This window comes from Candidatus Microbacterium colombiense (assembly GCA_029203165.1).
GTDB classification, from domain to species: Bacteria; Actinomycetota; Actinomycetes; order Actinomycetales; family Microbacteriaceae; genus Microbacterium; species Microbacterium colombiense.
Window position 1 is genome coordinate 1837756 of record CP119308.1, and the last position, 24740, is coordinate 1862495.

The 24740-nt window shown below is 67.8% G+C and carries 23 protein-coding genes and 2 pseudogenes; 22 read left to right on the forward strand and 3 right to left on the reverse strand.

The genetic code is table 11. The features are described 5' to 3' along the window. The first annotated feature begins 2 nt into the window (after window positions 1-2). The 4 genes and pseudogenes from thrB (at window position 3) to P0Y60_08845 (ending at window position 4557) form a co-directional block, all read left to right on the forward strand. Window positions 3-941, forward strand: a complete 939-nt coding sequence (gene thrB / locus P0Y60_08830) for a homoserine kinase (GenBank protein WEK62810.1) — start codon at window positions 3-5, stop codon at window positions 939-941. A 133-nt stretch (window positions 942-1074) separates the two neighbouring features. Continuing rightward, window positions 1075-2985: pseudogene (gene rho, locus P0Y60_08835) on the forward strand (transcription termination factor Rho). 57 nt (window positions 2986-3042) lie between these two features. Further along, window positions 3043-4123: pseudogene (gene prfA, locus P0Y60_08840) on the forward strand (peptide chain release factor 1). 32 nt (window positions 4124-4155) lie between these two features. Next, window positions 4156-4557: a phage holin family protein gene (locus P0Y60_08845; GenBank protein WEK62811.1), complete on the forward strand. Its 402-nt coding sequence runs from the start codon at window positions 4156-4158 to the stop codon at window positions 4555-4557. Between the two features lie 11 nt (window positions 4558-4568). On the opposite strand, the gene cysE is transcribed toward P0Y60_08845, so the two are convergent. Together cysE and cysK are read right to left on the reverse strand one after the other, a co-directional pair. Next, complete coding sequence (gene cysE / locus P0Y60_08850) at window positions 4569-5150, reverse strand: serine O-acetyltransferase (GenBank protein WEK62812.1); 582 nt, start codon at window positions 5148-5150, stop codon at window positions 4569-4571. Then, entirely contained in the window at window positions 5147-6085 is a 939-nt protein-coding gene (gene cysK, locus P0Y60_08855) for a cysteine synthase A (protein WEK62813.1), read from the reverse strand. The genes cysE and cysK overlap by 4 nt, the downstream gene beginning before the upstream one ends. A gap of 100 nt (window positions 6086-6185) precedes the next feature. On the opposite strand from cysK, the gene prmC reads away from it, so the two are divergent. The 17 genes from prmC (at window position 6186) to P0Y60_08940 (ending at window position 23133) form a co-directional block, all read left to right on the forward strand. Next, the gene (gene prmC, locus P0Y60_08860) at window positions 6186-7046 is read left to right on the forward strand and encodes a peptide chain release factor N(5)-glutamine methyltransferase (protein WEK62814.1); all 861 of its coding nucleotides are present in this window, start codon (window positions 6186-6188) and stop codon (window positions 7044-7046) included. Between the two features lie 52 nt (window positions 7047-7098). Continuing rightward, on the forward strand, window positions 7099-7848 hold the full coding sequence (locus P0Y60_08865) for an L-threonylcarbamoyladenylate synthase (protein WEK62815.1): 750 nt from the start codon (window positions 7099-7101) through the stop codon (window positions 7846-7848). Then, window positions 7845-9017, forward strand: a complete 1173-nt coding sequence (locus tag P0Y60_08870; protein WEK62816.1) for an MraY family glycosyltransferase — start codon at window positions 7845-7847, stop codon at window positions 9015-9017. Before P0Y60_08865 ends, P0Y60_08870 begins: the two co-directional genes overlap by 4 nt. Next, a complete protein-coding gene (locus tag P0Y60_08875; GenBank protein ID WEK62817.1) occupies window positions 9014-9586 on the forward strand; it encodes a hypothetical protein in 573 nt (190 codons plus the stop codon). Before P0Y60_08870 ends, P0Y60_08875 begins: the two co-directional genes overlap by 4 nt. Before the next feature lie 111 nt (window positions 9587-9697). Beyond that, complete coding sequence (gene atpB, locus P0Y60_08880; protein WEK62885.1) at window positions 9698-10504, forward strand: F0F1 ATP synthase subunit A; 807 nt, start codon at window positions 9698-9700, stop codon at window positions 10502-10504. A gap of 43 nt (window positions 10505-10547) precedes the next feature. Further along, window positions 10548-10784 (forward strand): ATP synthase F0 subunit C, encoded by a 237-nt coding sequence (atpE, locus tag P0Y60_08885; GenBank protein ID WEK62818.1) that lies wholly within the window; start codon window positions 10548-10550, stop codon window positions 10782-10784. A 27-nt stretch (window positions 10785-10811) separates the two neighbouring features. Continuing rightward, the gene (locus P0Y60_08890) at window positions 10812-11369 is read left to right on the forward strand and encodes a F0F1 ATP synthase subunit B (GenBank protein ID WEK62819.1); all 558 of its coding nucleotides are present in this window, start codon (window positions 10812-10814) and stop codon (window positions 11367-11369) included. Further along, the gene (locus P0Y60_08895) at window positions 11369-12160 is read left to right on the forward strand and encodes a F0F1 ATP synthase subunit delta (GenBank protein WEK62820.1); all 792 of its coding nucleotides are present in this window, start codon (window positions 11369-11371) and stop codon (window positions 12158-12160) included. Before P0Y60_08890 ends, P0Y60_08895 begins: the two co-directional genes overlap by 1 nt. Before the next feature lie 47 nt (window positions 12161-12207). Further along, window positions 12208-13848 carry a F0F1 ATP synthase subunit alpha gene (gene atpA / locus P0Y60_08900; GenBank protein ID WEK62821.1) on the forward strand — a complete coding sequence of 547 codons (1641 nt, stop codon included), beginning with the start codon at window positions 12208-12210 and terminating at the stop codon, window positions 13846-13848. 20 nt (window positions 13849-13868) lie between these two features. Further along, complete coding sequence (locus P0Y60_08905) at window positions 13869-14765, forward strand: F0F1 ATP synthase subunit gamma (GenBank protein ID WEK62822.1); 897 nt, start codon at window positions 13869-13871, stop codon at window positions 14763-14765. Window positions 14766-14789: 24 nt separating this feature from the next. Next, window positions 14790-16244 carry a F0F1 ATP synthase subunit beta gene (gene atpD, locus P0Y60_08910; GenBank protein ID WEK62823.1) on the forward strand — a complete coding sequence of 485 codons (1455 nt, stop codon included), beginning with the start codon at window positions 14790-14792 and terminating at the stop codon, window positions 16242-16244. Between the two features lie 2 nt (window positions 16245-16246). Continuing rightward, window positions 16247-16507 (forward strand): F0F1 ATP synthase subunit epsilon, encoded by a 261-nt coding sequence (locus tag P0Y60_08915; GenBank protein WEK62824.1) that lies wholly within the window; start codon window positions 16247-16249, stop codon window positions 16505-16507. Window positions 16508-16584: 77 nt separating this feature from the next. Continuing rightward, a complete protein-coding gene (gene yaaA, locus P0Y60_08920; GenBank protein WEK62825.1) occupies window positions 16585-17340 on the forward strand; it encodes a peroxide stress protein YaaA in 756 nt (251 codons plus the stop codon). Window positions 17341-17457: 117 nt separating this feature from the next. Next, window positions 17458-18258, forward strand: coding sequence for a large exoprotein (locus P0Y60_08925; GenBank protein ID WEK62826.1), 801 nt, complete (start codon window positions 17458-17460; stop codon window positions 18256-18258). Window positions 18259-18347: 89 nt separating this feature from the next. After that, the gene (locus P0Y60_08930; protein WEK62827.1) at window positions 18348-19331 is read left to right on the forward strand and encodes an aldo/keto reductase; all 984 of its coding nucleotides are present in this window, start codon (window positions 18348-18350) and stop codon (window positions 19329-19331) included. A 78-nt stretch (window positions 19332-19409) separates the two neighbouring features. Next, window positions 19410-20219 carry a protein phosphatase 2C domain-containing protein gene (locus P0Y60_08935; protein ID WEK62828.1) on the forward strand — a complete coding sequence of 270 codons (810 nt, stop codon included), beginning with the start codon at window positions 19410-19412 and terminating at the stop codon, window positions 20217-20219. A gap of 58 nt (window positions 20220-20277) precedes the next feature. After that, window positions 20278-23133 carry an FtsK/SpoIIIE domain-containing protein gene (locus tag P0Y60_08940; GenBank protein ID WEK62829.1) on the forward strand — a complete coding sequence of 952 codons (2856 nt, stop codon included), beginning with the start codon at window positions 20278-20280 and terminating at the stop codon, window positions 23131-23133. 23 nt (window positions 23134-23156) lie between these two features. Here P0Y60_08940 and P0Y60_08945 read toward each other — a convergent pair whose 3' ends face one another. Beyond that, window positions 23157-24152, reverse strand: coding sequence for an asparaginase (locus P0Y60_08945; protein WEK59520.1), 996 nt, complete (start codon window positions 24150-24152; stop codon window positions 23157-23159). An 84-nt stretch (window positions 24153-24236) separates the two neighbouring features. Here P0Y60_08945 and P0Y60_08950 point away from each other — a divergent pair, with 84 nt between their 5' ends. After that, entirely contained in the window at window positions 24237-24734 is a 498-nt protein-coding gene (locus tag P0Y60_08950; GenBank protein ID WEK59521.1) for an OsmC family protein, read from the forward strand. The last annotated feature ends 6 nt before the right edge of the window (window positions 24735-24740 follow it).

Genomic DNA, 24740 nt, shown 5'->3' on the forward strand with positions numbered 1-24740 from the left:
CGATGGCAGAGGGTCGCACCGTCGAGGTCACGGTTCCCGCCACCAGCGCGAACCTCGGCCCGGGATTCGACACCCTCGGCTTGGCGCTGAGCGTGTACGACACCCTGCAGGTGACCGAACTCCCCGCGGGACGCGTCGAGATCGAGGTCTCCGGCTCGGGTGCGGCGGAGATCCCGACAGACGCGTCGAACCTCATCGTGCGCACGATCGCGCACGTCTACGCGGATGCCGGACGTCCCGTTCCCGGTGTGCGGATCGTCGCGGTCAACGGCGTCCCGCACGGGCGTGGACTCGGATCCTCGGGTGCGGCGGTCGCGGCGGGTGTGCTCGCTGCGAAGGGACTGCTCGAGGGCGACGTCGAGATCGGTGACGAGGATCTGCTGCGCCTCGCCACCGAGCTGGAGGGACACCCCGACAACGTCGCACCGGCGCTCTTCGGCGGACTCACGATCGCGTGGACGGGCGAGCGCGGACCGCAGCACAAGAAGCTGCTGGTGCACCGAGGGGTCTCCCCGCTGGTTCTCGTGCCGGCGTACACGATGTCGACCTCGCAGGCCCGATCCCTGCAGCCTCCGCAGGTCTCCACGGCCGACGCGGTGTTCAACGTCTCGCGCTCGGCACTGCTGATCGCCGCGTTGACCCAGAGCCCGGAGCTGCTGCTCGACGCGACAGCGGATCGCCTCCATCAGGACTACCGCGCCGAGGCGATGCCCGAGACGCAGCGCCTCGTCCAGGCCCTTCGCGCGGCCGGATTCGCCGCCGTGGTGTCGGGTGCCGGACCCAGCGTGCTCGTGCTGGCCGACGGCCCCGGAAGCCGTCAGGATGCCGTCGAACTGGCGGCCGAGGTCACCGACACCCCGTGGGAAGCGCTCCTGCTCGCGGTCGACGTTCGTGGTGGTACAGTGGGGGATCGAGCGGAGGGCTTCCACGAAGCTTCGTGAATCTGGCCCCATTGCAACTCTGCAAGACCCGCACGCGAACCCCTCGGCACTTGTGCCAAGGCCGGCCGACGCCGAGCGTCAGCCCGTGCGATCGCGCGCAGCACCCGTTGTGCGCGTACAACGCTCATTTCCCATGACATATGAGGGAGTACTCGTGGAGAATTTCTCCGAGACCCAGAACGACCAGTCCGCCCCGGTCGCCGACGCTCCGGCTGCTGCCGTGAGCACCGACGCATCGACGGAGGCGGCTCCGGCCCGCAAGCGCGCACCGCGTCGCGCCACCAGCGCGACTGCCGCAGCGAAGGCGGAGAAGGCTGCCGCAGCGAAGGCCGACGCCACCCCGGCAGCGGATGCCGCAGCACCTGTCGCCGGCGAGACCGCCGACGCGGCACCGAAGGCGAAGGCACCCCGCCGCAGCCGCGCGAAGAAGGCCGATGCCGAGGCTCCCGCCGCGGATGCGCCGGTCGAGGCTCCGGCGGCACCCGCCGAGGCGCCTGCCGCTCAGGCAGCGGAGAAGCCGGCTGACAAGGCGGCCGAGAAGTCCGCCGACGCGCCCGCCGAGGCCGCGCCGAAGACCACGGGCCGTGGCCGCGGACGGGCGCAGAAGCCCGCCGCCGAGAAGCCTGCCACCGAGGCATCCGCCTCCGAGGCGCCCGCGGCCGAGGCCGCAGCCTCCACCGACAACCAGCCCGCCGCGGACGGTTCTTCCGACGCTTCCGACGGCGACGAGCAGGGCGGCCGCAGCCGTAACCGCAACCGCAGCCGCAACCGTGGTCGTGGTCAGAGCGGCGCATCGCAGGATCAGCAGCAGGCGCAGGCCGCGGAAGACGACCAGTCGGCCAACAACCGCAACCGCCAGCGCAACAAGCGCCGCGGTGCTGCGCCCACCGACGAGTTCGACACCGAGATCGGCGAGGACGACGTCCTGATCCCGATCGCCGGAATCCTCGACGTGCTCGACAACTACGCCTTCGTGCGCACGACCGGCTACCTGGCCGGCCCAGCGACGTCTACGTCTCTCTCGGCCAGGTCAAGAAGTACAACCTGCGCAAGGGCGACGCGGTCGTCGGCTCGATCAAGCAGCCCCGCGAGGGCGAGCAGCAGGGCCGTCAGAAGTACAACGCCCTGGTGCAAGGTCGACTCGATCAACGGCCTGTCGATCGACGACGCCGCGACCCGCGTCGAGTTCGGCAAGCTCACCCCGCTCTACCCGCAGGAGCGTCTGCGCCTCGAGACGGCTCCCGAGAAGCTGACCCAGCGCATCATCGACCTCGTCGCCCCGATCGGCAAGGGCCAGCGCGGCCTCATCGTCGCGCCGCCCAAGGCCGGCAAGACGATCGTGCTGCAGCAGATCGCCAACGCGATCGCGCACGAACAACCCCGAGGTCCACCTCATGGTCGTGCTCGTCGACGAGCGTCCCGAAGAGGTCACCGACATGGAGCGCACGGTGAAGGGCGAGGTCATCGCCTCGACCTTCGACCGCCCCGCCGAGGACCACACCACGGTCGCCGAGCTCGCGATCGAGCGCGCCAAGCGTCTCGTCGAGCTCGGCCGAGACGTCGTCGTGCTGCTCGACTCGATCACGCGTCTGGGCCGTGCCTACAACCTCGCGCCCCGCCTCCGGCCGCGTCTCTCCGGGTGGCGTCGACGCGTCGGCGCTCTACCCGCCCAAGCGCTTCTTCGGCGCCGCGCGCAACATCGAGAACGGCGGATCGCTCACGATCCTCGCGACCGCGCTCGTCGAGACCGGTTCCAAGATGGACGAGGTCATCTTCGAGGAGTTCAAGGGCACCGGCAACAGCGAGCTGCGCCTGTCGCGCTCAGCTCGCCGACAAGCGCATCTTCCCCGCTGTCGACGTGAACGCGTCGAGCACCCGTCGCGAAGAGATGCTGCTGTCGACCGACGAGGTCAAGATCACCTGGAAGCTGCGTCGTGCTCTCGCGGGTCTCGACCAGCAGCAGGCTCTCGAGGTCGTGCTCGGCAAGCTCAAGGAGACGCACTCGAACGTCGAGTTCCTCGTGCAGATGCAGAAGTCGATCCCGACGCTGCCCTCGGGCGCCACGGGCACGACAACAACATCCGCTGACGCCGCGGCCGACGTGTTCGAGTCCGTCCAGGCTTGATCGACGAGCATCGCCGGGTGCAGGAGGAGCTCTCCGACCCCGCGGTGCACGCCGATGCCGCGCGCGCGAAGCGCGTCAACCGCCGGTACGCCGAGCTGTCGCGCATCGTCGCAGCCCACGACGCGTGGGTCGCGGCGATCCGACGACCTCGCCGCGGCGCGGAGCTCGCCCGAGAGGATGACGCCTTCGCCGCCGAGGTGCCCGTGCTCGAAGAGCGGCTGCAGGCCGCGCAGGAGAAGCTGCGGCGGCTGCTGATCCCGCGGGACCCCGACGACGCACGCGACGTGATCATGGAGATCAAGGCGGGGGAGGGCGGCGCCGAGTCCGCTCTGTTCGCCGCCGACCTGCTGCGCATGTACCTGCAGTACGCCGCGTCCAAGGGGTGGAAGACCGAGCTCCTCGAGCGCAACGAGTCCGACCTCGGCGGCTATCAAAGACGTGCAGGTCGCGATCAAGGGATCCTCGCCGATCCCGGCGCAGGGCGTCTGGGCGCACCTCAAGTACGAGGGCGGGGTGCACCGCGTGCAGCGCGTGCCCGCCACCGAGTCGCAGGGTCGCATCCACACCTCCACCACCGGCGTGCTCGTCTTCCCCGAGGTCGACGAGCCCGACGAGGTCGCGATCAACCAGAACGATCTCAAGATCGACGTGTTCCGCTCGTCGGGCCCCGGCGGGCAGTCGGTCAACACGACGGACTCCGCGGTGCGCATCACCCACCTGCCGACGGGCATCGTCGTGTCGATGCAGAACGAGAAGTCGCAGCTGCAGAACCGCGAGGCGGGCATGCGCGTGCTGCGCGCCCGACTGCTCGCGAAGCAGCAGGAGGAGCGGACGCGCGCCGCATCCGACGCGCGCAAGTCGCAGATCCGCGGCATGGACCGCTCCGAGCGCATCCGCACCTACAACTTCCCGGAGAACCGCATCGCGGATCACCGCACCGGCTTCAAGGCCTACAACCTCGATCAGGTGATGGACGGCGCCCTCGAGCCCGATCATCGACTCGGCGATCTCCGCCGACGAGGAAGCACGACTGGCTGCCGTCGGTTCCGAATCCTGACCGAGAACCCGCGGTGGCGCTAGGCTCGGCGCGTGATCACATTCCTGTTCCGCACGGCCATCTACATCCTCTCCGCCGGTCTCGGACTCATCGTCGCCGATCTCGTGCTCGACGGCTTCCAGATCGAGTGGTCGAAGTGGTGGGGCTTCGTGCTCTGCATCCTCATCTTCGCGCTGCTGCAGAGCATCCTCTCTCCGTGGATCAGCAAGCTCGCTGATCGCTACGCGCCCGTTCTTCTCGGCGGGATCGGCATCTTCTCGACGCTCATCGCGCTGCTGATCGTCGTCCTGCTCCCGATCGGTGGGCTCCGGATCGTCGACGCGGCCGGATGGATCCTCGGATCCGTGATCGTCTGGCTCATCACCGCGCTCGGAACCGTGCTGCTGCCGATGATCTTCATCAAGCGCAAGGTCAAAGAGGCACGTCGCCGCTGAGCCCCTCGCGATCAGATCGCGTAGTCCGGTGCGGTGAGCAGGGCCCGGGTGTCTTCGCCGACGATCCGATGACGTGGCTTCGCCGGAATGCCGATGAGGATGCTGTCGACGGGCGCGTCACGCGTCACGACGGCGTTCGCGCCCACGACGGAGCCCGCACCGATCGTGATGGGTCCGAGGATCTTCGCCCCGGCGCCCACGGCCACACCGTCGCCGATGGTCGGATGGCGCTTGCCGGAGTCACGGGTCCGCCCTCCGAGGGTGACCCCGTGGTAGAGCATCACGTCGTCGCCGATCTCGGCGGTCTCGCCGATCACGACACCCATCCCGTGGTCGATGAAGAAGCGGCGACCGATCTCGGCGCCGGGGTGGATCTCGATGCCGGTGAGCCAGCGGGAGACCTGCGAGCCCGCGCGCGCGGGAAGACGGAAGCCCCGCCGCCACAGCGCGTGCCACACGCGGTGCGCCCAGATGGCGTGCAGACCGGGGTAGAGGAGCGCGACCTCGGCTCTGCTGCGCGCCGCAGGGTCACGCAGCTTCGCCGCGGTGATGTCTTCGCGGATTCGAGCGATCGCGCCGCGTCGAGCGCTCACTCCTCGCGCAGATCTTCGAACAGCGCGGTGGAGAGGTAACGCTCCCCGGTGTCGGGCACGATGACGACGATCGTCTTGCCGGCGTTCTCGGGGCGCGCGGCGACCTGGAGTGCCGCCCACACGGCAGCCCCGGAGGACATGCCCACGAGCAGACCCTCCTTGGCGGCGAGCTCGCGGGCGACGCGCAACGAGTCCTCGAACTCGACCGGGATGATCTCGTCGAGAATCTCGCGATCGAGGATGTCGGGCACGAAGTTCGGGCCGATGCCCTGGATCTTGTGGGGACCGGGGTGGCCTTCGCTGAGAACGGGGGAGTCCTTGGGCTCGACGGCGATGACCTGCACACCCCGCTTCGCGGCCTTGAGAGCCTGTCCGGTGCCCGTGACGGTGCCACCCGTGCCCACGCCGGCGATGAAGATGTCGACGGCTCCGTCGGTGTCGCGCAGGATCTCCGGTGCCGTGGTCTCCCGATGGATCTGCGGGTTCGCGGCGTTCTCGAACTGGCGGATCCAGATGGCGCCGGGGGTGTCGGCCACGATCTGCTTGGTGACCTCGATCGCGCCGCTCATGCCCTTGGTCGGGTCGGTGAGAACGATCTCCGCACCGAAGGCCTTGAGCAGCACGCGCCGCTCCTTCGACATCGAGGCGGGCATCGTGAGGATGACCTTGTACCCGCGGGCGGCGCCGACCATGGCCAGTGCGATGCCGGTGTTGCCGCTGGTGGATTCGACGATCGTTCCGCCGGGCTTCAGCTCGCCCGAGGCCTCGGCGGCATTGATCATGGCGATGCCGATGCGGTCCTTCACGCTCGAGGCGGGGTTGTAGTACTCGAGCTTGGCGAGCACGGTGGCGCCCAGGCCCTCGGTGACCGCGTTGAGCCGCACCAGAGGGGTGTTGCCGAAAGCGGTCGTGATGTCGGAATGGATGCCGGACATGGGGGAGCCTTCCTGATCGGGGACGCTGCGGCACCAGCCTATGCGAGGTGGCACAGGGGGTCGCCATTGTGACACCCGCGGGCGCTCTACGCTGGAGGTCATGTCTGTGAACTCTCTGGCGGCTCTCGTCCGCGGCGCAGCTGAGCGTCTCGCGAACGCCGGCGTGCAGGATCCCCTCGTCGATGCCGAGCTCCTCGCCGGCCATGTGCTGGGTCTTCGTCGCGGCGAAGTCCAGGCCGCACTCATCCGTGGCGACGCAGTCGAGCAGGCCGACGCCGACAGCCTCGAGGTGCTCGTCCTCCGTCGTGCCGCCCGGGAGCCGCTTCAGCACATCACGGGCACCGCACCCTTCCGCCATCTCGAGCTGCAGGTCGGACCCGGGGTGTTCGTGCCGCGACCCGAGACCGAGACCGTCGTGCAGTTCGCGATCGATGCGCTCCTCCTCTCCTCGGACCCCGCCCCCATCGGCGTCGACCTCGGAACCGGCAGCGGTGCGATCGCGCTGGCGATGGCGACGGAGGTCACGCACGCACGCATCTTCGCGGCTGAGCTGTCTGCGGATGCGCATGTGTGGGCCAGCAAGAACGTGAAGGGGGTCGAGAACCTGACGCTGGTGCTCGCCGACCTCGCCGAGGCGTTCCCCGAGCTGGACGGCACGGCGAGCGTGGTCATCTCGAACCCGCCGTACGTGCCCGATGCGGCGATCCCTCGTGACCCGGAGGTGCGGCTCTTCGATCCCGCCATGGCTCTGTACGGGGGAGCGGACGGGCTCGACATCGTCCGCGTGCTGAGTGGACGTGCGTTGAGACTGCTGCGTCCCGGTGGCCTGCTCGTGATCGAGCACGGCGAGCTGCAGGGCGAGTCGATCAGAGAAGTCCTGACCGCCGATGGCTGGCGCGCGGCCGCCACGCATCGCGATCTGACCCTCCGCGACCGCGCCACGACGGCGCTGCGACCCTGATCAGGCCGCTCCGAGCATCAGCGGTACCGACCCCGGATAGAATCGAACCGTCATGTCCTCCATCTTCGACTGCCACGACGAGGCACAGCTGCTCGCCGGAATGCGGCACGCACGCCAGGCGATCGCCCGCGGCGAACTCATCGTCATGCCCACTGACACCGTGTACGGCGTCGCCGCCGATGCGTTCTCGCCCGCGGCCGTGCAGAAGCTCCTCGACGCGAAGGGGCGTGGCCGCAACCAGCCGCCTCCCGTGCTGATCGGCTCGACCGACACCCTGACAGCGCTCGCGGAGTCGGTGCCGGAGCCTGTGCAGCGTCTCGTCGATGCATTCTGGCCCGGCGGACTGACGATCGTGCTCCCCGCGCAGCCTTCTCTCGTCTGGGACCTGGGAGAGACACTCGGCACCGTGGCGGTCCGCATGCCGGAGGGGCGGGTCGCCCTCGAGCTGCTCGCCGAGACCGGCCCCTTGGCCGTCTCGAGCGCGAATCTCACGGGGCATGATGCGGCGATCTCGGCCCTCGATGCGGAGCGCATGCTGGGCGACAGTGTCGCGGTGTACCTCGCCGACGGCTTGAGCAAAGACGGCATCGCCTCGACGATCGTGGACGCGACCTCGCTCGTGCGCGGTGGCTCCGACGGCGAGCCCGCCGTCATCAGGATCCTCCGGCACGGCGTCGTCACCCGGGAGCAGCTGCAGGAGGTGCTCGGCGATGTCCTCGAGCCCGAGGTGCGCCCCGAGCAGCCCGAGGTGCGGCCGAAGGCGGACGCCGCACAGGAGGAGCACCAGGACGGGGATTCGTGAAGCAGTATCTCTTCACGATCATCCTCACCGCCGCGATCACTCTCGCGCTGACCTGGGCGGTCTGGCGGCTGAGCCTGCGGTTCAAGCTGTACCCCGGCATCCGGGAGCGCGACGTGCACACGACGCCCACCCCCCGGTTGGGTGGGGTGGCGATCTTCCTCGGCATCGCCATCGCATTCGGCGTCTCCGCCACGAACCCGTTCTTCCAGAGCATCTGGATCCCACCGCAGACCATGTGGTCGATACTGGGTGCGTCGTTGCTGATCGCCGTGATCGGCGTGGTCGATGATCTGTGGGACATCGACTGGATGATCAAGCTCGGTGCGCAGTTCCTCGCAGCGGGAATCATCACGGTCGGTGGCGGGCTGCAGATCCTGTCGCTGCCGTTCGGTGATCTCTTCGTCGTCTCCAGCTGGCTGAGCATCACCATCACGATGTTCGCGATCGTCATCGTGATGAACGCCGTGAACTTCATCGACGGACTCGACGGACTCGTCGCCGGTGTCTGCCTGATCTCGAACGGCGTGTTCTTCGCCTACTCGTACATCTTCACGCGCGACTCCGGCGCCTCGAGCTACTTCAACCTCTCCACGTTCATCGCGGCGGTCCTCATCGGTGCCTGCCTGGGCTTCCTGCCCCTGAACTGGAGCCCCGCCAAGTTGTTCATGGGCGACTCGGGCGCCCTCGTGATCGGTCTGTTGATGGCGACGTCGGCGATCTCGATCACCGGTCAGATGGACCCGTCGGCGCTCGATCCCGAGCGCCTCGGCCGATCGCAGCTGGTCGGTGCCTTCCTCCCGATCCTGCTCCCGCTCCTTGTCGTGCTCCTCCCTCTGCTCGACTTCGGGCTCGCGGTGCTGCGACGGATGAGCGCCGGCCGGTCGCCGTTCTCGCCCGATCGCAAGCATCTGCACCATCGGATGCTGGATCTCGGGCACCGCGACCGCGACGCGGTCATCATCTTCTACGCGTGGACGGCCGTGATCTCGCTCGCCGTCCTGTTGATGTACATCGGCGCCAGAGAGGATTGGCCCGGCCAATACCTCCCGGGAGTCGGCTTCGGCTTTGTGGGCATCGTCGCCTGCCTGCTGATCACCCTCATGCCGTCCCGGCGCAGGAAGCCTGTGCCGACTGAAGAGCCCGATCCGACCTCCCTGGAGTCCCGATGAGCCCGAACCCCGTGTCCAGCAACCCCATCCTGCGCCGCACACTGATCTGGTCGGCGGTCGCGACGGTGATCCTCGCGGTCGTGGCCGGCGTCGTCGGCTTCCTGGTCGGCGGAGGGGAGGGGCTCGTGAGCGGCCTGCTCGGCGTGCTGCTCGCCATGCTCTTCCTCGCGATCACCGGAATCAGCATCCTGATCGCGAACCGCTGGTTCGGCGATCCCCTGTACGTGCAGCTCTTCTTCGCGATCGTGCTCGGAGGCTGGCTCCTCAAGCTCGGTGTCTTCGTCGTCGTCATGATCGTGCTGAGCGGCCAGCCGTGGATCCACCCCATGGTGTTCTTCCTCTCCATCGTCGCCGGCGTCATCATGTCGCTCGTGATCGATGTGCTCGTGCTCACGAAGATGCGTCTGCCCAACGTCAGCGACGTCTCGCTGCCGACCGAGGTTCCCGAGGACCGCGCGCCGGGCGTGTCCCTGCCCACCGTGGTGCCGGAGGACCGTGCCCCCGGACGGCATCACATCGTGCCGGACAAGCCTGCGGACGAGGGCCCGGCGGACTCGCGCACCATCTGACTCTGATAGTGTTGACATGTGCCCGCCGCTCTCCCGCGAGCGCTTGCGCAGTGAAGCACACCGACCATCGTCGCGCCGGTTCTGACCGGTGCCCCGAAGCTGGAGCCCGCGCTGTTTAATCTTGCTGCGACCCTGATCCCTCGACTCGCCTCTGACGGCGAGTTCCACGGCCCTTCGATCGACGAGTTCTTCCCGGAGATCCTCTTCAACATCGCCGGCATCCCCGTGCACCGCATCCACTTGGTGCAGCTGCTCTCGGTGATCGCCGTGGTGCTGATCCTCTGGCTCGGAACCCGACGACTGTCCGTCGTTCCCGGCCGATTCCAGAACCTGGTGGAGATGGGGCTCGGTCTCGTCCGCAACAACATCGCCCACGACCTCCTGGGCCGCAAGGACGGCGATCGCTTCCTCCCGATTCTCACCGCGATCTTCTTCATGACCCTGTTCATGAACATCACGGGCATCATCCCGTTCCTGAACATCGCCGGTACGAGCATCATCGCGGTGCCCCTCGTGCTCGCTGTGGTCAGCTACGTGACCTTCATCTACGCGGGTATCAAGAAGAGCCCGAAGAAGTTCTTCAAGAACGCGCTGTTCCCGGCCGGAGTGCCGTGGCCGGTCTACATCATCGTCACGCCGATCGAGCTTCTCTCGACCTTCATCATCCGCCCGGTGACTCTCACCCTGCGACTGCTGATGAACATGGTCGTCGGCCACATGATCCTGGTCCTCTGCTTCGCGGCGACCCAGTTCTTCTTCTTCACCGCAGGTGGCGGCTGGGCCGCTCTGGGTGTCGGAACCCTCGCCTTCGGCGGCGCCTTCACTCTCTTCGAGATTCTGGTCGCCGTTCTCCAGGCATACGTCTTCACCGTCCTCACCGCGGTCTACATCCAGCTCGCGGTCGCAGAAGAGCACTGAGCGGGCAGGCAACAGCCTTCCCACCCAACGAAAGGAAAAACCCGTGGACGCAACTACGGTTCTCGCAGACATCAACGGCCACCTCGCGTCGGTCGGTTACGGCCTCGCGGCCATCGGCCCGGCAATCGGCGTGGGTATCGTCGTCGGCAAGACGATCGAGGGTGTCGCTCGTCAGCCCGAGCTGGCCGGTCGCCTTCAGGTCCTCATGTGGATCGGTATCGCCTTCACCGAGGCGCTTGCATTCGTCGGCATCGCCGTCGGATTCATCCCCTTCCCGTAATCCCTACCGACTTCAGAAGGAGACAGGATGCTGAACGCTCTTGTCACGAACCTCGCGGCTGAGGAAGGCGTGGTCAACAACCCGCTCATCCCCGCCTGGTACGACATCATCTGGTCGGGCCTGTGGTTCATCATCATCCTGGTCGTCGTGTGGAAGGTCGCACTTCCCAAGCTGACGAAGATGCTCGACGAGCGGTCCGCCGCGATCGAGGGCAACATCGCCAAGGCTGATGAGGCGCAGAAGCAGGCTGAGGCGGCACTCGAGGAGTACACCCGCCAGCTCGCCGAGGCACGCACCGAGGCTGGTGAGATCCGCGAGGCCGCCCGTGAGGACGGCAAGAAGATCGTCGCCGAGGCCAAGGACGCAGCGACCACCGAGGCCGCTCGCATCACGGCGACCGCGCACACGCAGATCGAAGCCGAGCGTCAGACCGCTCTCGTCTCCCTGCGCAGCGAGGTCGGTTCCCTCGCTCTCGACCTCGCCGGTGGCGTGGTCGGCGAGACGCTCTCCGACGACGCTCGGGCGACGGCAGTCGTCGACCGCTTCCTCGCCGAGCTCGAGGCATCCGAGAAGGCGGCTCAGTAATGGGCAGCGCGACCGCTCAGGCACTCGCGGCATCCACCCAGGCGCTTGCCGCAGCGAAGGACGTCACCCTCGAGACCGCGCGGGAGCTCTTCGCAGCCGCACGGGCAGTGGGCGATTCGTCTCAGCTGAGCGGCGCGCTCGCCGATCCTGCCGCGCCGGCAACGGCGCGGCAGAACGTGGTCGGCGCCGTGTTCGGTGGCCTCTCCGAAGGATCCCGTCTGGTTCTGAGCACGGCCGTGGCCGAGCGCTGGTCCAGTGCGGGTGAACTCGTCGACGGTATCGAGGAACTCGCGATCCGCGCGGCGGCGATCTCGTCGCCCGGTATCGACATCGAGGGTGAGATCTTCGGATTCTCCCGCGTGATCGCCGCCAACGCCGAGCTGGAACTCGCGCTGGGCAGCCGGCTCGGGGGAGGGGACGCCAAGGGCGCACTCGTCGAGCGACTGCTCGTCGACGGCTCCAGCAGCGCCCCGACGACCCTCATCGTCTCGTCGCTCGTGCGCCAGCCGCGCGAGCGCCGGATCCGTCAGCTGCTGAACCGGGCGATGCGTATCGTCTCGAGTCAGCGCGGCCGCGTGGTGGCCACGGTGCACACGGCATCTGACCTCGACGAGGCTCAGCGCACCCGTCTCAGCGACGCCCTCTCGCGCCGTTACGACGGTCAGGTATCGCTCAACGTCGTCATCGACCCTGCCGTGGTCGGAGGTCTGCGCGTGCAGATCGCCGATGACGTCATCGACGGCAGCATCTCCGCTCGACTCGCCGACCTTCGCCAGAAGCTCGCGGGCTAACACGACTTCGCGCGGGGAACCGCGCACCCAGATACAAAGGGAAGACAATGGCAGAACTATCGATCAGCCCCGACGTCATCCGTGACGCGCTGAAGGACTTCGCCGCCGCCTACGAGCCCACCGGGGCCGCGGCGACCGAGGTCGGCACCGTCATCGATGCCGCGGATGGAATCGCGCACGTCGAGGGCCTGCCCGGCGTCATGGCGAACGAGCTCGTGACCTTCGCCAACGGCACCAAGGGTCTCGCTCTCAACCTCGACGAGCACCAGATCGGTGTCGTCATCCTCGGTGAGTTCACCGGCATCGAGGCAGGTCAGGAAGTCACCCGCACGGGTGAGGTCCTCTCCGTCCCGGTCGGCGACGGTTACCTGGGTCGCGTCGTCGACCCGCTCGGCAACCCGATCGACGGACTCGGCTCGATCGCGACCGAGGGCGTCCGTGCCCTCGAGCTGCAGGCGCCCGGCGTCATGCAGCGCAAGTCGGTGCACGAGCCGATGCAGACCGGTATCAAGGCGATCGACGCCATGATCCCCGTCGGCCGTGGCCAGCGTCAGCTCATCATCGGCGACCGCCAGACCGGCAAGACGGCCATCGCGATCGACACGATCATCAACCAGAAGGCCAATTGGGAGTCGGGCGACGTCAACAAGCAGGTCCGCTGCATCTACGTCGCGATCGGTCAGAAGGGCTCCACCATCGCTTCGGTGAAGGGTGCGCTCGAAGAGGCCGGCGCCCTGGAGTACACCACGATCGTGGCCGCTCCGGCATCCGACCCCGCCGGTTTCAAGTACCTGGCGCCCTACACCGGTTCGGCCATCGGCCAGCACTGGATGTACGGCGGCAAGCATGTCCTCATCATCTTCGACGACCTGTCGAAGCAGGCCGAGGCCTACCGTGCCGTGTCCCTGCTCCTGCGCCGCCCGCCGGGCCGTGAGGCCTACCCGGGTGACGTCTTCTACCTGCACTCCCGTCTGCTGGAGCGTTGCGCGAAGCTGTCCGACGAGCTCGGCGCCGGATCGATGACGGGTCTCCCGATCATCGAGACCAAGGCCAACGACGTCTCGGCGTACATCCCGACCAACGTGATCTCGATCACCGACGGCCAGATCTTCCTGCAGTCCGACCTCTTCAACGCCAACCAGCGTCCGGCGGTCGACGTGGGTATCTCGGTCTCGCGAGTCGGTGGTGACGCTCAGGTCAAGTCGATCAAGAAGGTCTCGGGCACGTTGAAGCTGGAGCTGGCGCAGTACCGCTCGCTCGAGGCATTCGCGATGTTCGCCTCCGACCTCGATGCGGCTTCGCGTCGTCAGCTCTCTCGCGGTGCGCGTCTGACCGAGCTGCTCAAGCAGCCGCAGTACTCGCCGTACCCCGTCGAGGAGCAGGTCGTCTCGATCTGGGCCGGTACCAAGGGCAAGCTCGACACGCTCGAGGTCTCCGACGTGCTGCGCTTCGAGCGCGAGCTGCTCGACTACCTGCGTCGCAACACGAAGGTGCTCGACACGCTGCGTGAGACCAACGTCCTCGACGACGACACGGTCGCAGAGCTCGAGAAGCACACCGACGCTTTCATCCTGGAGTTCCAGGGTGGCAAGGGTGCCGGCATCGGCGCTCCCGGCCACGAGGAGCACGCGGCTGCCGAGGCGGACGACGTCAACCAGGAGAAGATCGTCAAGGGTCGTCGCGCGTAACCGCGTGAGGTACTGATTTCATGGGCGCTCAACTCAGGGTCTACAAGCAGAAGATCTCTTCTGCTCAGACGACCAAGAAGATCACGAAGGCGATGGAACTCATCGCGGCTTCGCGCATCCAGAAGGCGATGGCACGCGTCAAAGCGTCCAGCCCCTTCGCGCGAGCCGTGACGAGGGCCGTGTCTGCCGTCGCGACGCACTCGAATGTCGACCACCCGCTCACCCGCGAGCCTGAGACGATCCGCCGCTCCGCGGTCGTGATCTTCTCCTCGGACCGCGGTCTTGCAGGAGCCTTCAACTCGCAGATCCTCCGTGAGGGTCTCGAGGTGGCGGAGCTCCTGCGTGGGCAGGGCAAGGAGCCGGTGTTCTACCTGGTCGGTCGCAAGGCCGTCGGCTACTTCCAGTTCCGTCGCATCGCGGCGGCTGCGGAGTGGACGGGTGACACCGACACGCCGTCGTTCCACACCGCCGAGGAGATCTCGCAGACACTTCTGCAGGACTTCACCCGGGGCGGGGAAGACGGCGGACTCGACGAGATCCACCTCGTGTACAACCGTTTCGTCAGCATGATGACGCAGACGCCGGAATCCCTGCGTCTGCTCCCGCTGGAGATCTCGGAAGCCGACGAATCGGAGGCGGGGAACACCATCTACCCGCTCTACGAGTTCGAGCCGGATGCCGAGACCGTGCTGGACGCGATCCTGCCGGTGTACATCCAGAGCCGCGTCTTCAACGCTCTTCTGCAGTCGTCTGCCGCCAAGCAGGCCGCGACGCAGAAGGCCATGAAGTCGGCCAGCGACAACGCCGACAAGCTCATCACCGACTACACCCGTCTGCGCAACAATGCGCGCCAGGCGGAGATCACGCAGCAGATCGCAGAGATCGTCGGCGGCGCCGACGCGCTCTCGTCGAGCTAATAGACCATCAGGAGAGAGACGAAAATGACCCCCACCGCCACGGCTGACCAGCCGGCGACCGCGGTCGTCGGGCGCGTCGCACGCGTCAACGGTCCGGTTGTCGACATCGAGTTCCCGCACGACTCGATTCCCGACATCTACAACGCACTCAAGACCACGATCACGATCGCCGACGAGTCCGTCGAGATCACGCTCGAGGTCGCTCAGCACCTCGGCGACGACCTCGTTCGTGCCATCGCCCTCAAGCCCACCGACGGCATCGTCCGCGGCCAGGAGGTTCGCGACACCGGTGAGGCCATCTCGGTCCCCGTCGGTGACGTCACCAAGGGCAAGGTCTTCAACGTCATCGGCGAGGTGCTCAACCTCGAGCCCGGCGAGACCATCGAGGTCACCGAGCGCTGGCCGATCCACCGCAAGGCTCCGAACTTCGACCAGCTCGAGTCGAAGACCACGATGTTCGAGACCGGCATCAAGTCGATCGACCTCCTGACCCCCTACGTGCTGGGTGGAAAGATCGGTCTGTTCGGTGGCGCCGGTGTCGGCAAGACCGTCCTCATCCAGGAGATGATCCAGCGCGTCGCGCAGGACCACGGTGGTGTGTCAGTGTTCGCCGGTGTCGGCGAGCGTACCCGTGAGGGCAACGACCTGATCCACGAGATGGAAGAGGCGGGTGTCTTCGACAAGACGGCCCTTGTGTTCGGCCAGATGGACGAGCCGCCGGGAACGCGTCTGCGTGTCGCCCTGTCGGCTCTGACGATGGCGGAGTACTTCCGTGACGTGCAGAAGCAGGACGTGCTGTTGTTCATCGACAACATCTTCCGCTTCACGCAGGCAGGTTCCGAGGTCTCCACGCTGCTCGGCCGTATGCCGTCGGCCGTGGGATACCAGCCGAACCTCGCCGACGAGATGGGTGTGCTCCAGGAGCGCATCACCTCGACGCGTGGTCACTCGATCACCTCGCTGCAGGCGATCTACGTGCCGGCCGATGACTACACCGACCCGGCTCCGGCGACCACCTTCGCCCACCTGGACGCGACGACCGAGCTCTCCCGTGAGATCGCGTCGAAGGGTCTGTACCCGGCCATCGACCCGCTGACCTCGACGTCGCGGATCATGGACCCCCGGTACCTGGGCGAGGACCACTACCGCGTCGCCACGACCGTCAAGCAGATCCTCCAGAAGAACAAGGAACTGCAGGAGATCATCGCGATCCTCGGTGTCGACGAGCTCTCCGAGGAAGACAAGATCGTCGTGTCGCGCGCACGTCGCATCCAGCAGTTCCTCTCGCAGAACACCTACATGGCCAAGAAGTTCACGGGCGTCGAGGGTTCGACCGTCCCGCTCAAGGAGACCATCGAGTCCTTCGATGCGATCACCAAGGGTGACTTCGACCACGTGGCCGAGCAGGCGTTCTTCAACGTCGGTGGCATCTCCGACGTCGAAGAGAACTGGGCTCGCATCCAGAAGGAGAACAGCTGACCATGGCATTGCATGTCAGCCTCGTCTCCGCGGACGCGGAGGTCTGGACGGGAGAGGCGAGCCTCGTGGTCGCCAAGACCGTCGAGGGTGAGATCGGCTTCATGACCGGGCACGAGCCCGTTCTGGCCATCCTCGCCGAAGGCCAGGTCCGCATCACCCAGACGGATGGCACCAAGGTGCTGGCGAACGCACAGGACGGGTTCCTCTCCATGGAGGGCGACACCCTGACGATCGTCGCCGGCAACGCGGCTCTCATCGCCTGAGAAGTTCATCTCGACGCGTCCGCCTCGGACCCCATACAGGGTTCCGAGGCGGACGCGTCTGTATCCCCTGAGGTGTCATGAAGATCCTTCTCCCGCCATCGGAGACGAAGCGCACGGGTGGAGATGGTCCTGCGCTCGATCTCGCCGCGCTCGCTCTTCCCTCGCTGCACGATCAGCGATCGGCGGTCGTCGACGCGCTGGTCGATCTCGCCGCCGACGAAGACGCTGCGCGCGCCACCCTCAAGTTGAGCGCGCGTCAGATGGGGGACATCGCCCACAACCGGCTGCTCCGGACCGCTGCGACGATGCCAGCCGTCGATCGCTACACAGGCGTTCTCTTCGATGCGCTCGATGCGGGTTCGCTGTCGAAGGCGTCGCGTCGATGGCTCGGTGAACACGTCTGGATCCACAGTGCACCGCTGGGCCCGCTCGGCGCCCTCGATGAGATCCCCGTCTACCGTCTCGCCGCCGGCACCTCTCTCCCCGGTGTCGCCGCCCTGCGCCGGCACTGGTCGGACGCGACCACGGCCGCCATCGCTGCCGAGGAGCCGCCGTTCATCCTGGATCTGCGGAGCGAGGCCTACGTCGCGCTGGGTCCCCTCCCGTCATCGATCCCGTCGGCATACGTCCGGGTGGTCACGGACGACGAGAGTGGTTCGCGCGCGCTGAACCACTTCAACAAGAAGTCCAAGGGACTGCTCACACGCGCTCTGGCGGAGGACCGGCCCCGAATCGGTTCCCTGCGCACCTTGCGATCGTGGGCGGATCGCCGGGGGATACTGTTCCGTCCGACCCAGGATCCCGGCATTCTCGAACTCGTCGTCGCAGAGTAGACGAGCGCCACGGCAGCCCACGATGTGGCCGATGTGTCGTTGCCCGGTGCGTTCAGGCACCGCTATTGTGGTGTCGCGGCGTGAATCGCGACCGTTCTTTCAGATCCGGAGGGGATCATGGACTCCTACTACGACACGGGATATCTGGCCGCGCTCGCTGGCCTCATCATCTTCAGCGTCATCATCGGTCTTGCCGGATACGTCTTGGGCTCGCTCTTCTATATGAAGATCTTCCAGAAGGCCGGCGTCCAGGGCGCATGGCGCGCCTGGGTCCCGGTGTACAACGTGATGATCTTCTTCAAGCTCGGCGACCTCAGCCCGTGGCTGGTGCTCTACGGTATCGGCGGCGCTGCGCTCCTCAGCTGGATCGGCGTCGGCTACGCGTTCTCCCTTGCTCTCGCGGTGCTGTCGGTCCTCGCCGCGTGGCGCGTCGGGCTCAAGCTTCAGAAGGACGCGGTGTGGGTCGTTCTGTACGTGTTCCTCAGCATCGTCTGGTTGGGCATCAACGCCTTCGACAAGTCGCGCTGGAACCCGAACATCCAGCCCGCCTCGTGGGCCGGCAACAGCTTCCTCGGTGACCGCACCGTCTGGGACGGCATTCCCGTGCAGCCGGCCGCCGCCGCTCCGCAGGGGTACGGCGCCGCACCGCAGGGCTACGCGCCTCCGGCCCCGCAGGGCTACGCGCCTCCGGCCCCGCAGGGCTACACGCCGCCCGCACCGCAGGGCTACGTGCCACCGGCGCAGCCGGGTTACGCCGCTCCGGCCGCACCCGCGCCGGGTGGTCCTGTGCCTCCGGTCACCCCGCCGGCTCCGCCCACGGCACCCCCGGCCGCTCCGCCGGCACCGCCGACCACGCCGCCGGCGCCCCCGGCAGCTCCGCCGGTACCTCCGACGGACCCCACTCAGCCTCCGGCCTGAGAGATGTGATGCGAGGCCCTCGACTCCGGTCGGGGGCCTCGCCGCGTTCCGGACATCCACATGACGGTCCCTGGGATAACGTGGAGGGCATGGTCATGTCGCAGCGCCGTGTCGGCGCGTCCGGACTGCTCGTCTCGCCCACCGGCCTCGGCTGTAACAACTTCGGTCGCGCGGGCACCGCCACGGAGGATCTCGCCGGAACGCGGCAGGTGATCGATGCGGCGATCGCGAACGGGATCACCCTGTTCGACACCGCCGACATGTACGGTGCGGTCGCCGGCACGAGCGAGACCTTGATGGGGGAGGCGCTGGAAGGACGGCGCGATCGCGTGGTGCTCGCCACCAAGTTCGGGCACGAACGCGACATGGGGTACGACTTCCCGGCAGGGCGCGGCTCACGGCGCTACGTGCGTCGAGCCGTCGAGGAGTCGCTCCGCCGTCTGCGCACCGACTGGATCGACCTCTACCAGCTGCACCTGCCCGATCCGCAGACGCCGATCGCCGAGACGACGGATGCTCTGGATGACCTGGTGCGGGAGGGGAAGATCCGCTACTACGGACACTCCAACTTCTCCGGGTGGGAGATCGCCGAGGCCGAGTTCACCGCGCAGTTGCGATCCACCGGCCGGTTCGTCTCGGCGCAGAACCACTATTCGCTGCTCGCCCGTGCGGCGGAGCGTGAGGTGCTCCCTGCCGTCGAGCGCTACGGGCTCGGATTCTTCCCCTTCTTCCCGCTGCACAACGGCCTGCTCACCGGCAAGTTCACGCGTGAGGGCGGGCCTGCAGCGAGCCGGATCATGTCGAGCCGTCGTCACGTGTGGGAGAACGCGCCCTGGGACGCACTCGAGACTTTCGCGGAGTTCTGCGCTGAACGCCGGATCACCATGGTTCAGGCGACATTCGGCTGGTTGCTGGCGAATCCGCTGGTGTCGAGCGTGATCGCGGGGGCGACCTCGGTGGCGCAGATCGAAGCGAATGCGCAGGCGGGCGATGCATGGAGACCCGACGCCCACGAGCGCGCGATGATCGACGAACTGTTCCCCCTTCCCGAAGATCCGGGCGCGCGAGTGTGAGTGCGAACAGGCGTTCCACTACGATGTGTGAGTACGCTGCGACCGCCCGACAGGCCGCAGATCCATCGGAGGCAGTACGTGGCTGAGACGACGACGACGACGCGCAGCGTCACGGTTTCGCAGCGCCATCTGCTGCTGTCCTGGGCCGGTGCGACCGACGTGGGACGCCGCCGCGAGACCAATCAGGATGCGTTCCTCGCGGATTATCCGTTGTTCGTGGTCGCGGACGGCATGGGTGGCCACGCGGGCGGAGAGATCGCCAGCCAGAGCACCGTGACCCGCCTGCAGGACGTGGTGACGCAGGGACGAGTCGACCGTCCGGAGATCGAGAGCGCACTCGAGCGGGCGGTCGGCGACATCGCCGACCATCCCGAGACGACGGATGAGGGAACGGGCACGACCCTCACCGGTGTCTTCCTCGACCTTGCGACCGACGCGCCGCAGTGGGTCGCGCTCAACATCGGCGACTCGCGGGTGTACCTCCTTCGTGATGATCGGCTGGTGCAGGTGACCACGGACCATTCTGTGGTGCAGGAGCTCATCGCTGCAGGGAAGCTCAGCCCGGAAGAGGCCGAAGGTCATCCCTACAGCAACGTGATCACCCGTGCTGTCGGCGCCAGTGAGCTCACGGCACCTGACTACATCACGATCGATGTGCGCGCCGGTGACCGATTCGTCATCTGTTCCGACGGCCTCACCAAGGAGCTCACGGACTACGGGATCCAGCACTTCCTGCGCGAGAACGCGGAGCCGGGTCCGGCGGTGGACGCGATGCTCGCTGCCGCCCTGGAGAACGGCGGGCGTGACAACGTCACTCTCGTCATCGTCCAGGTGGGAGAGCCGGAGGGCGACGACTCCTCCTCCACGGATGCCGATACCGCCGAATAGCAGCCTGAGGGTGTGAGTGGCTCGGGATCCAGGGGGATCACCGAGTCGAATGGTCGGTATGGATTCCCTCCCGATCGTTCTTCCGTCACCGCCCAGCCCGCCTCGTCGGCCGCCTCTGCCATTGGTCGCCGCGCTCGTGCCGATCGCTGCCGGCGTGGTGTTGTGGCTCGTGTCCGGTTCGCTCTACGCGCTGTGCTTCGCGGCCTTGGGCCCGATGATGCTTGTCGCCTCCCTGTGGGACGGCGCCCGCACGCGACGCCGGGATCGTCGGCAGGAGCAGGCCGATGTCGCAGCGGGGTGGGCAGCGGCCGAGACCGAGTTGATACGGCGGCACGATGAGGAACGAGCTCGTCAATGGCAGCGCCATCCCGACGCGGCGGCCGCTCTGACGCAGACTCCGTTGCGGGGCGTGGGGGCACCGGATGACACGACCGAGGTGGTGGTGGGAAGCGGAGCGGTCGCGATGAGCCTCCGAGCCGGCGGTGGGGAGGGGGAGCGCGCTCGTGACTTCCAGAGGCGGTGCGGGACACTGCTGCGCGCGCCGGTGCGCGTGCCGCTGGGACGGGGGATCTGTCTGCGGGGCCCCGCGCCACAGGTCTCGGCGGTCGGGCGTGCGCTCGTGGCCCAGTTGTGCCTGCGATATGGGCCGGGGCACCTGGCAGTCGTCGGAGAGGGTGTGGAGAGGCTCGCCGTGAGCGGGTTCCCGCATGCCGAGCGTCCGCAGGAGGCGAGCTTCCGGCTGGGCGTGTGCGCGGCCTCCGGGAGCGACAGAGGAGCGGATGCGACGATCTGGCTCATGACGGCGGACGCCGAGATCCCGGATGGGATCACCACGGTCATCGATGTCGTCGAGCTCGGGAGCGCCGTCGTCCGTACGCCGCAGGGGAGCGCGGACGTCGCCGTGGAGGCCTTGTCAGCCGATCAGATCACCCAGATCGCCGTCGGGGTCGGCGATCATCGCAGTGCGATGAGTCGGGTGCCGGAGCGCGTCGCTCTCGTTGATGTCGCGCAGAGGCGCGGCGTCAACGGGTTGCCCGCTGTCATCGGACGGTCTGCGGATGGTGACGTCGTGGTGGACATCGTGGAGGACGGACCGCACGCGATCGTCACCGGCATCACAGGAACGGGCAAGAGCGAGCTGCTGGTGTCGTGGGTGACCGCGCTCTCGCAGGAGCACGGTCCCGACCGGGTGACATTCGTTCTCGCGGACTTCAAAGGCGGAACGGCTTTCGAGCCCCTCCGGGCGCTTCGGCAGGTGGCAGCCGTCATCACCGACCTCGACGAACATGGGGCTCGTCGAGGAGTGGCCAGCCTCACGGCGGAGATCCGGCGCCGCGAGGCGCGGCTCGCGGCGGCGGGTGTGCGTGACAGCGCCGACATCGGTCTTCCGCGGCTCGTCATCGTGGTCGACGAGTTCGCGGCGCTCCTTCAGGAGCATCCCGACCTCGGCCAGGTCTTCACCGATGTGGCTGCGCGCGGACGCGCTCTCGGAATGCACCTGATACTCGGTACGCAGCGAGCATCGGGTGTCGTGCGAGACGCGCTGGCGGCGAATTGCCCGTTGCGCATCAGCCTGCGCGTCGGCGACCCCGCCGACAGTCGTCTGATGATCGGCACCACGGCGGCTGCCGAGATCCTCGGAGGAGCGGAGTCGCGAGGACTCGGGTTCGTGCGCCGCCCTCAAGATGTCGAGCCTCGACTCCTGCGTGTCGCCCGCGCCGACTCCCTCGAGGTGGAACGCGTCGGCGTTCGGTGGCGCGATGATCTGCGCCCCAGCAGCCCATGGCTTCCGGCGCTCCCCGAAGTGCTTCCGTTGGCCGAGGCGATCGCCGACGGTCCTCGCATCGGTGACGCCGGCACAGGTGTGCTGGTGCTCGGGCGCGCCGATGATCCTGAGCGTCAGGCGCAGCCCCTCGAGCTTCTGCGGGTCGGGGAAGAGCGCGGTCTTGCAGTGCTCGGCGCGTCGGGCTCCGGAAAAACCTCCGTTCTGCGGGCGCTCGCCTCGCAGGCCCCGCATGTCGTGTGCACACCGCATGATCCCGAGGGTGCCTGGGATCTGATCGACGCCTGGGCGAGCGGGACCACCGCGCTCCCGCGACTGGTGTTGAGCGACGATGTCGATCTGGTCACCGCGCGTCTGCCGGTCGAGTACGCGCAGGAGTTCCTCCGTCGCTGGGAGCTCATCGTTCGGGCGGGTGACAGGACGACCTTCGTGATGACAGCCGCCCGCGCGACAGGCGCGCTCGCTCGCGTCATGGAGGCGTTGCCGCGGCGCGCACTCCTGCGGATACCCGGCAGGATCGAGCATCTCGCCGCCGGAGGTGATGCCGCGGGCTTCCTGCGCGATCGGCCCGCCGGCAGAGCGCGGTTCGACGACAGGGAGGTGCAGCTCGTCTGGAGCGCGGAAGTGCCGGGCGAGGATGACATGCACGGTGGCGAGCGGGAGGTATCAGTCCTCACCACCCCGAACTGGGTGCCCGCGGATGCGGAATGTGCGGTGGTGACCGCGCACGCGCCGGTGGTCATCGCCCGTCTGCGGGCTGATCATCCTCAGCGCGAGATCGTTCCCGTCGGCGTCGTCTCGACCAGCGATGTCTCCTCGCGCATCCTGGTCGCGGATGCCGAGACCTGGCAGCGCAACGCGACACTCTGGCACCGCATCCGGGCGGAGGGCGAGGTGGTGATCCGGGCGGAGAATCCGCACGAGCTGCGGCAGCTGGCGGGCATCCGAGAGCTTCCTCCGTACGCGCGCCCGCACGCGGGCCGCGCCTGGTCGCTGCGCGGCGCTCCGAGCATCACGCGCGTGAGCGTTCCCGCGTTCGAGCCGGCGTCGGCGCGGCCGTCGAAACCGGGAGAATCAACGCCGAGGTCGCGCCGTGAGTTCCGGCGTGCGAGGGCGGGGGAGCCTTCGTGATCCGGCGGCGCCCGTCGGTGCGCTCAGATGCCGGAGCCGGGCCGAACCGTGCCCACTTCGCCTCCACCGCCGAGGACCGCCAGCGGCAGAGCATCGGCGAGAGATGCCACGTCGGACTCGCTCACTGCGCCCGCGCGAGCCAGCAGCGTCGCGGCCACGATCGTGGACGCTCGCGCGGCACCGTCGAGCATCTTGAGGCCGACGGTCGTGCCATTCGGTGCGACCATGACCATGACGCCCTCCGCTCCGCCCTTGGTGAAGACGCCGAGCTTCTCGATCGCGATCGTGTCGGGTCGCCCCGGGCCCTCGATCGTCCAGGGATTCTCCCGCACGGCGCGGACCAGCGATCCGGCGACGCGGTGAAGGGCGAACGGGGAGCGGTCCGACGCGGTGCCGATGCGATGGATGGAGCGGGTGAGACCGGTGAGGGTCATCGCGTGGACGGGGGCGCCGCATCCGTCGATCGCGGTGTGGGCGATCTTCTCGCCGGTGAGGCGCTCGATCACTTCGCGGATGTGCGCCTGCAGCGGGTGCGCCGGGTCGAGGTAGCCCTGCGTGGCCCACCCGGTCGCGACACAGGCGCGGAGCATGGCCGCATGCTTTCCCGAGCAGTTCATGCGCACGCGCGCGGGTTCGCCGTGCTCGCGCACCATCTCGTCCCTCGTGGCGGTGTCGCTCGGCCACGCCGGTGGACATCCGAGGTGATCCTCGGTCAATCCGCCCTGGGTGAGCATGTCGCGCACGGCGTCGGCGTGACGGTCGGTGCCCGTGTGGCTCGCGGTGGAGAGGGCGAGGTGCTCACCCTCCAGCACGGCGCCCGCCGTGATGCAGGCCACCGCCTGAAGCGGCTTGAGGCTCGAGCGCGGAAGGATGAGCGCATCAGCGTTCCCGTGCCGTGCGACGACCTCGCCATCGGGCGACAGCACCACCGCCGCCCCCGCATGGCGGGACTCGATGAAGCCGCTGCGTTCGACGACGGCGAGCTCGACGGATTCCTGAACGGTGAGAGTCTCCAACACCTCCTCAGCCTATCGTCGGGGGAGCCTGACCCTCATCCCTCCCCGCGCGTCACGAGTGTCGGAGACGAGTGGCAGACTCTCCTCATGGCCTCGAACTCCGCCCCGCACGTCCTCGGCGAACATCGCTACGCGCTCACCGCCACGTGGACGGGAAACAGCGGGTCCGGCACCAGCGGGTACCGCGACTATCGGCGAGACGTGACGATCGAGGTGGCCGGCAAGCCTGAGCTGCTGGCCTCCGCCGACAAGCCCTTCCGCGGCGACCCGTCCCGGTGGAATCCGGAGGACCTGCTCCTCGCGTCGCTCTCCGAATGCCATCTGCTCTCCTACCTGCACGCCTGCGTCACCGCCGGGGTCGTCGTCGTCTCCTACCGCGACGAGGCGAGTGGCATGATGCGGGAGGACGGCGCCGGCGGCGGTGCCTTCGTCGAGGTGATGCTGCGGCCGACCGTGGTGGTCGCCGACGCATCGATGATCGACGCCGCCGAGCGTGCGCACGCCCAGGCCAACGCGTGGTGCTTCATCGCGAACTCGATGAACTTCCCGGTGCGGCACGAAGCGACGGTGACCGCTCAGAGCTGAGGGCGT

Coding starts and splice junctions, on each gene's coding strand:
- thrB (WEK62810.1), top strand. CDS start 3: ATGGCAGAGGGTCGCACCGTCGAGGTCACGGTTCCCGCCACCAGCGCG.
- cysK (WEK62813.1), bottom strand. CDS start 6,085: ATGTCCGGCATCCATTCCGACATCACGACCGCTTTCGGCAACACCCCT.
- prmC (WEK62814.1), top strand. CDS start 6,186: ATGTCTGTGAACTCTCTGGCGGCTCTCGTCCGCGGCGCAGCTGAGCGT.
- P0Y60_08865 (WEK62815.1), top strand. CDS start 7,099: ATGTCCTCCATCTTCGACTGCCACGACGAGGCACAGCTGCTCGCCGGA.
- P0Y60_08875 (WEK62817.1), top strand. CDS start 9,014: ATGAGCCCGAACCCCGTGTCCAGCAACCCCATCCTGCGCCGCACACTG.
- P0Y60_08890 (WEK62819.1), top strand. CDS start 10,812: ATGCTGAACGCTCTTGTCACGAACCTCGCGGCTGAGGAAGGCGTGGTC.
- P0Y60_08895 (WEK62820.1), top strand. CDS start 11,369: ATGGGCAGCGCGACCGCTCAGGCACTCGCGGCATCCACCCAGGCGCTT.
- atpA (WEK62821.1), top strand. CDS start 12,208: ATGGCAGAACTATCGATCAGCCCCGACGTCATCCGTGACGCGCTGAAG.
- P0Y60_08905 (WEK62822.1), top strand. CDS start 13,869: ATGGGCGCTCAACTCAGGGTCTACAAGCAGAAGATCTCTTCTGCTCAG.
- atpD (WEK62823.1), top strand. CDS start 14,790: ATGACCCCCACCGCCACGGCTGACCAGCCGGCGACCGCGGTCGTCGGG.
- P0Y60_08915 (WEK62824.1), top strand. CDS start 16,247: ATGGCATTGCATGTCAGCCTCGTCTCCGCGGACGCGGAGGTCTGGACG.
- yaaA (WEK62825.1), top strand. CDS start 16,585: ATGAAGATCCTTCTCCCGCCATCGGAGACGAAGCGCACGGGTGGAGAT.
- P0Y60_08925 (WEK62826.1), top strand. CDS start 17,458: ATGGACTCCTACTACGACACGGGATATCTGGCCGCGCTCGCTGGCCTC.
- P0Y60_08930 (WEK62827.1), top strand. CDS start 18,348: ATGGTCATGTCGCAGCGCCGTGTCGGCGCGTCCGGACTGCTCGTCTCG.
- P0Y60_08940 (WEK62829.1), top strand. CDS start 20,278: ATGGATTCCCTCCCGATCGTTCTTCCGTCACCGCCCAGCCCGCCTCGT.
- P0Y60_08950 (WEK59521.1), top strand. CDS start 24,237: ATGGCCTCGAACTCCGCCCCGCACGTCCTCGGCGAACATCGCTACGCG.